This window comes from Actinophytocola sp. (genome assembly GCF_036002505.1).
In the GTDB taxonomy this organism is placed as follows: domain Bacteria; phylum Actinomycetota; class Actinomycetes; order Mycobacteriales; family Pseudonocardiaceae; genus DASYTH01.
On sequence record NZ_DASYTH010000057.1, the window covers coordinates 1 to 6,634 of the forward strand.

The window sequence follows — 6,634 nt, forward strand, 5'->3', positions numbered from 1 at the left end:
CCCGTCCGACGACGGCGGCTTGGACGAGTTCGTCGAGTTCAAACCCACCCGGCGACGCAACTCGGCGTTCTCCACGCGCAGCACCGCGTTCTCCGCGACCAGCCGGGCGTTGTCGGCCTCAAGCTCACCGACCCGCACGGACAGCTCATCAAGACGCGCCGTCAACCCGACCACAACAGCAGCGAGCTCGTCATAGGAAGGACGCTCACCGTCCCGGCCAGGCGCCACACCAAGATCATCCCATAGTGGACCACACCCTGAACCCGGAGGCTCACACCACCGAACTCAAGCGACCTGAACAGTTACCGTGAGACCACCCCAACGATGACGGGGACCACGGCGACTTCGAACGCTTTCGCCCCGCCGACACTTGCTGCCCGTCCTCGCGGTTCTATCTGGTGATGTTCACGCGCACCTGCGGCGAGGTCGCCAAGTTGCCGGCGACGTCGGTGGCCACTGCGGTCAGGATGTGCGCTCCCTGCAGGTTAGGCCGGATCTTCCAGGTGAACTGGTAGGGAGCGCTCGTGATCGTGGCCAAACTGGTGGTTCCGTCGAGGTAGAAGGTGACCTGGGCCACTCCGGATGGGGCCCCGGAGCCTGTCCCCGTGTCGCTCGAAGTCGCGGTCACGGTGACGCTGGAGTTGCGCTTGAGCTGGGCATCGGCCGCCGGCTGAGTGATGGTCACGGTGGGGGCGGAGGCGTCAATGAGAACCTGCTGGGAGCGAGCCGACTCGACGTTGCCCGCCGTGTCCGTCGAGGAGAAGCGGACCGTTGTGGTTGCAGCGATGGGGAAGGGACCCGCGTATGTCTTCGTGGTCGAACTGGTGGCCGGGTCTGTCCCGTCCGTGGTGTAGACGGTCTTGTTGACGCCGGACCCGCCGGCATCGGTGGCCGACAACGTGACGGTGACCGGTGTCGTTTTGAACCAGCCGGAGCATGGGCCGCCGTTGCAGGTGATCGTCGTCGTGGGCGGTGTCGTGTCGGGGCCGGGTGGTGGCGGCGGCGTCCCGGTGATCACCTCACCGGCTGTGCGAACCACCGTGCCGTTCGCGCTACGCGGCTGCAACCAGTCCAGGAAGGCCGTGAAGATGGTCGGGCTCAACGAGTTCGAGCCCGCGCAGCTGTTGGCGCAGATTCCGTGGAACACCAGCACGACCCAGCCGCCGCCGTGGCTCTCCGCGTTCGTGACATAGCTCTGCAGCTGCGACAACGTGGTGCTGGTGACCGCAGGTTCCGGAGTCTGAAGGTTGTAGGGATCAGCCGGTGGAATGGTCTCCGCGTAGGGGCAGCCACCGCAGACATTGCCGCTGGCGATGCCGCCGACACCGCGTCCGCTGCTGTAACCACAGTTCTGCACGACCTGCTCGGCTGTGTTGTTGACCGCCGCGTACGGGTAGGCGAACGACGTCATGGGAGAAAAGCCCTGGCTTGTCAGGGCGGTCCGGTCGTCGCAGACCTCCCGCTGCGCCTCGGTCGAGCTGACCTGGGTGAGGTCGGTGTGGTGCAGAGTGTGACCGCCGATTTCGTTGCCGGCGTTGTAAAGATCGTGAATCTGCGTCCACGGCATGTAGTAGGAAGAACTGCCCACCAAGGCGGAATTGATGTAATACGTGCCCCTCATCCCCCGCGACGACAGCATCGACAGCGTTGAGTATTGGGAGGCTTGGCCGTCGTCGAACGTCAAACTGACCACGGTGTTTGTCGCCGCGTACGCCGGCGGAGCCGGCGGTCCCAACGCGATCAGCAGGACCGATACAACCCCCAGAAGGAGCGCCCCGGTGGAGCGCGCAATCACCAAACCCCGCACACGCGTAGTACCGGACATCAGCGCCCCTCATTGGGTAGGCCATCCAAGCCAAGGCCACCGATGCGACGCTACGGTCGCGTAGATCACAGAAATCAAGACCTGGGGCCCGAGCTATGGGTGCCACTCGATGATGTTGCCGGTCGACCGGCCGACGCAATGACCCGTACGGCTAGTAAGACGAGCCCATCGTCGGTGCGGCGATCGCGTCAGGACCGTCCGCAAAGCCGCTGATATGAAAATACATCCGGCACGTACAGCAAAGAGTCTCAGTTGCTGCAGTCGTCGTGTGGGCAAGCGTTATCTGAGCCGAACGCGGCCGTGCCTACTCGCCGATGATCAGGCTCGTATGGTCCGATCGCAAGCAGCCACCTCGATTGGCGGCGTCGAGATGCCGTCGACGTTGCCGGTCAGGACAAGCGGTCTCGTCGTTTGTTCGCAGGAACGCGACGCCGTCGGTCGCCGTAGAGGCTGCCGTACAGACGAGCGCAGCGACGAGGCAGGTGAGGACCACACCCTTCCAGCCCCAAGCCACCATGAGGACCGACAGGGAAACCCATGCGAGGGCACCGAGAACGATCAACGTCACCGCAAGCGGCCGACGCCGAGTCAAGTCGTGGCCATGCCCAACGATGGATCCTTAGCCATCAGCCGGGCCGCGATCGCGTCGAACTCGCGCCGTTTGTCCTCGGTCGCCACCTCACTCGCCTCCCGTCGGACGTGCGTACCCTCGCCCGGACCTCGGATACGTGCCGACTGTCCAGGGCAGTCGCGGACAGCTACAGGCGGCGCCAAGAGCGCGGCAAATCCACGCCTAGGCAATAGTGAACCGCTTACGAAACCGGCGTCAGCGAGTGCCGGGCACGCGGCTCAGGCGTTCCCGCAACGGCGGCTCTTCGATTCTTTCCGCCGGCGCTCACGCGACGCGCCGTGACATGGGCGATCACCTGACACGGCACAAGCACCGGCGCGCCGACGGGGGCGCCGAGCCTAATGAGACGCCGGATGAGCGTCGGGGTAGCGCGGCAGCAATGACGGGCTGGAAGATGTCCGGCTCGACATAGACGACCTCCGCGCCAGGCCACAGACCGGCTCTTCGTCGCGTCCGAAAGCGGCTGGGTCACCCTCCTGGACACCCGTAGATGCCTGCGTACGGTCGCCAGCGGCGACCAACTCGGCGACCGCGCTGAGATCGAAGCTGTGGACTCCACCACCGGCCACAGCGATCGGCGACGCGACAATATGCAAGGTCTTGGTCAGGGCTACAGAGACCGCCGCTCACCGCAACCTGGTACCGCGTGGATGGCGCGACAGCCTCGGGCCTCGCGGCATCGTTGTGCCTCCACCATGTTGTGGTGACCGATAGTTGTCAATCGGCTACAACGCAGCCAGGTGGTGGGTCAGGCTCGGCAGGCGTCCGCATGTCGCCAGGGCGTCGACCGTCGGTGAACGACGATTGCTCATACACCGTCCTCGAACGCTTTGGCGGGGTCGATGCTGGCCGAGAGGAGACACATCGTGGCGGGGCCGCTGACTTCGGAGATGACCACCTTCACGCTCGACAACATGGGCCGTTACCTGTGCAACACTCTGCAGGAGGCGATCGCCAGCACCGGACCTACTGTCGCCGGCAGAACGCGCGGCTTCGACGTGATAGTGGTCGGCGGCGGTTCCTTCGGGTCTGTGGTGGCCAACGGCCTCTTCATGCGGGACGCGACCCGTAGCCGGCGGATTCTCGTTCTTGAGCAGGGACCGTTCGTCCTGCCGGAGCATGTGCAGAACCTGCCCTTCCTGGGCGGCGACCCCGCGTTCACGGTGCCGTGGGTGGTCAGGCCCGGATCCGATCTGGGCTACGCCGGCCTGCAATACGCGGTCGGCGGCCGCTCACTGAGCTGGGGAGGCTGGTCGCCCGAGCTTTTGCACGATGAGCCGGGGGGCGCGGATGAGGGCGTGACACCGCAGGGCAACGACGAGATGGCGGCGTGGCCGGCGACCGTCGTCGCGGATTTGCAGGACCGCTACTTCTACGACGCTGGCGAACAGATCGGGGTGAACGCCACCAACGATTTCATTTATGGCCCGCTGCATCAGGCGCTGCGCCAGATGCTGTTCGATGCGGTCTCCGCAGGCGGCCCGCCGTTCGCGTCGCTGCCGTTGACCGCGCTGCGCAATCACCCCATCGTGCGCGCTTTCCGACGGCGCAATGGGCGGGCGCCGACGGACGCCGAGCTGTTGATGTTCCTCGGCCTGCAGCTGGCGCCGGGGGCTGCGCCGCCGCCGCGAGCCGACCTGCTTAACCTGCTCAAGGTGGAGGCCCCGCTGGCCGTGCAGACGGCTGCCGAGCCCGGCCTGTTCCCGGTCAACAAGTTCAGCGCCGTGCCGCTGCTCGTGCAGGCCGCCCGTGCCGCCGCGGCGGAAACAGGGGGCGTCGGAACCGACGCGGACGGGCGTAAACGCTTGATGGTCGTGCCGCGCTGCCAAGTGCTGGAGCTGGTCACCGAAACCCAACCCGACAACTGGGTCCGCGTCACCGGCGTGCGCGTGCGAGACAACGCAGGAGCCGAACACGTCGTCCCGCTGGCATCGCCGACGGCCGACGGCCGCCAAGGCGTCGCGGTGATCGCCCTCGGCACGATCGAGAGCACGCGACTGGCGCTGACGACCTTCAGCGCATCTCTTGGCGGGCGCGCTGCGCAACGCATGGGTAAGAACCTCATGGCCCACCTGCGCTCCAACCTAAGCATCCGCGTCCCGCGCGCCGCGATCGCCGCTGCCCTGCCCGCCTTGACGCCCGCGGCCCTGAAGGCGCTGCAGGTGTCCGCGCTGTTCGTCAAGGGCAAAGCGAGCGTCGGCGGCGCCGACCGGTACTTCCACCTGCAGATCACCGCCTCCGGGCTGGGCCGATTCGGCAACAACTCCGAAGCGGAGGTGTTCAAGAAGGTGCCTAGCCTCGAGCAACTCACCGCGATGCTGCAGGCTGACGACCAGAGCGTCGTCATCACGCTGCGCGGCATCGGTGAGATGGCGCCGCACAACCCGGACAGCGTGGTTGAGTTGGCGACCACCCCGTCGGACTTCGAAAACGGGCGGCCCCGAGCCTTCGTCGACTTCGGTGACTCCCGGCAAACCGCAGGGGGAAGCCCGCAAACCCAAGCAGATCGCCAGGTGTGGGAGGCGATGGACGCCTTCACCGACCGGGTGGCACTGATCTTCGCCAACGGCGGACCGTTTGAGATCATCATGGCGTCCGGCGGCCGGACCATCCCGGTGCCGGCCGCAGCGACCGCTACCGACCTCGCCGCGCTGCACCCGCACGCCGCCCGGCGCGACCGGCTCGGCACGACCCACCACGACGCCGGAACACTATGGATGAGCGACGACCCCGCCGCCGGGGTCACCAACGACTTCGGGCGCATCCACGACACCACGAACTGCTACGTGGCCGGCCCGGCGCTGCATCCGACGTCCGGTTCGCCGAACCCGATGTTGACCGGCGTGGCGCTCGCCCGCCGCACGGTGACACTGCTGACCGACCAGGTCCTACCCCGCCCACCGGCCTTCGCCCCTCCGGCGCCCTGGCGTGCATTGTTCGACGGCACCGCCCGCTCCTTCAACACCGACTGGGTCCGCACCAGTCCAGACACCAGCAACGGCTTCGCGCTGATCGACGGGGAGATCGTCACCCTCGGAGCCGGAGACTTCGGACTGCTCTACTACGCCCGCGAAGCTTTCGCCGACTTCACGCTCCGCGTCGAATTCCGCATCGCTGATGCGGGGAACCACAACTCCGGCATCTTCGTGCGGTTCCGCGATCCCATGGCGGACCCCACCCCGGTGATCGCCCAACGCATCCGCGACGCCGGCGACGCCCCGCTGTTCGGCGCCAACCGCGCCTGGAGCGCCGTGCACTCCGGCTTCGAAGTGCAAATCGACGACCTCTGCCGCGGCGACTCCAGAAGAGATTTCTACGGCATCCGGCCGGAGCCCGACGGGCTGCGCAAGAACCGCACCGGCGCCATCTACAAAATCCCCGCGGCCGACCCACTACCCGCCGGCGGCGTCGACGCGGCCACCCAGACATACCAGCCCGGACCACCCCTCATCCCCGGACGCTGGTACCAATACGAGATCGATGCCCGAGGCGACACCTATACCGTCGACCTCACCGATCTGGACACCGCCGCACGTACCCGCACCAGCACGTTCACCAACACCGACACCGACCGTGGAATCGGCGTCAGCGGCGGCCAGCCGGCCGGTTACATCGGACTGCAGTCCTACAACAGCGCTCCGGTTGCCTTCCGCCACATCGCGGTCAGAAGCTGATCTCATCACAGCTGCCGGGGCTGAGCCGGTGCGCCGAGTTCGGTTTGCTCGGGGCGCCGCGTAGGTACCGCCGGCGGCGGCGCCGCCTCCCGTACCCAGCAGGCCGCGCCGGAGTGCGTCGACGTCTCGGCCATGAGCATGACTCGACCCGGCAGGGCCAGCGAACTGTGGATGATGCTGGAACCTGCTCTGAACGCGTTCGTGATGGCCATCGACGGCTGACAAGGAAGTCCTCAACAACCTGGGATACACCGCCTTCTAAGCAGAGTCCCGATCGGGGATGCTGGCAGGGTGACGGACAACGATTCCCCTGCCTCTCCTCCCGCTCCGGGTTGGTCGCGTCGCAATGTGCTGCTCGGCGCGGGCGGCGCCGCGGCATTCGCGCTGGCCGGCGGCGCCGCCGGGTACGCCATCGCCAACGCTGGCAAGGAATCGACGGAGACCGGCGGTGCCGGCGCCCAGACCGCGGCTCGGGCCGGACCGCCGAAGTACCGCTCCCGGCCA

General features: G+C 66.9%; 3 protein-coding genes. 1 reads left to right on the forward strand and 2 read right to left on the reverse strand.

Annotation, left to right across the window (positions count from 1 at the left end; genetic code table 11):
- A partial coding sequence (locus VGR06_RS04285; RefSeq protein ID WP_327557624.1) for a DUF6444 domain-containing protein occupies positions 1 to 174 on the reverse strand: 174 nt, incomplete at its 3' end.
- A gap of 217 nt (positions 175 to 391) precedes the next feature.
- A complete protein-coding gene (locus tag VGR06_RS04290) occupies positions 392 to 1,825 on the reverse strand; it encodes a polysaccharide deacetylase family protein (RefSeq protein WP_327557622.1) in 1,434 nt (477 codons plus the stop codon).
- Between the two features lie 1,497 nt (positions 1,826 to 3,322).
- Here VGR06_RS04290 and VGR06_RS04295 point away from each other — a divergent pair.
- Positions 3,323 to 6,130, forward strand: a complete 2,808-nt coding sequence (locus VGR06_RS04295; protein ID WP_327557623.1) for a family 16 glycoside hydrolase — start codon at positions 3,323 to 3,325, stop codon at positions 6,128 to 6,130.
- Positions 6,131 to 6,634 lie beyond the last annotated feature (504 nt).

Coding starts and splice junctions, on each gene's coding strand:
- VGR06_RS04290 (WP_327557622.1), bottom strand. CDS start 1,825: ATGTCCGGTACTACGCGTGTGCGGGGTTTGGTGATTGCGCGCTCCACC.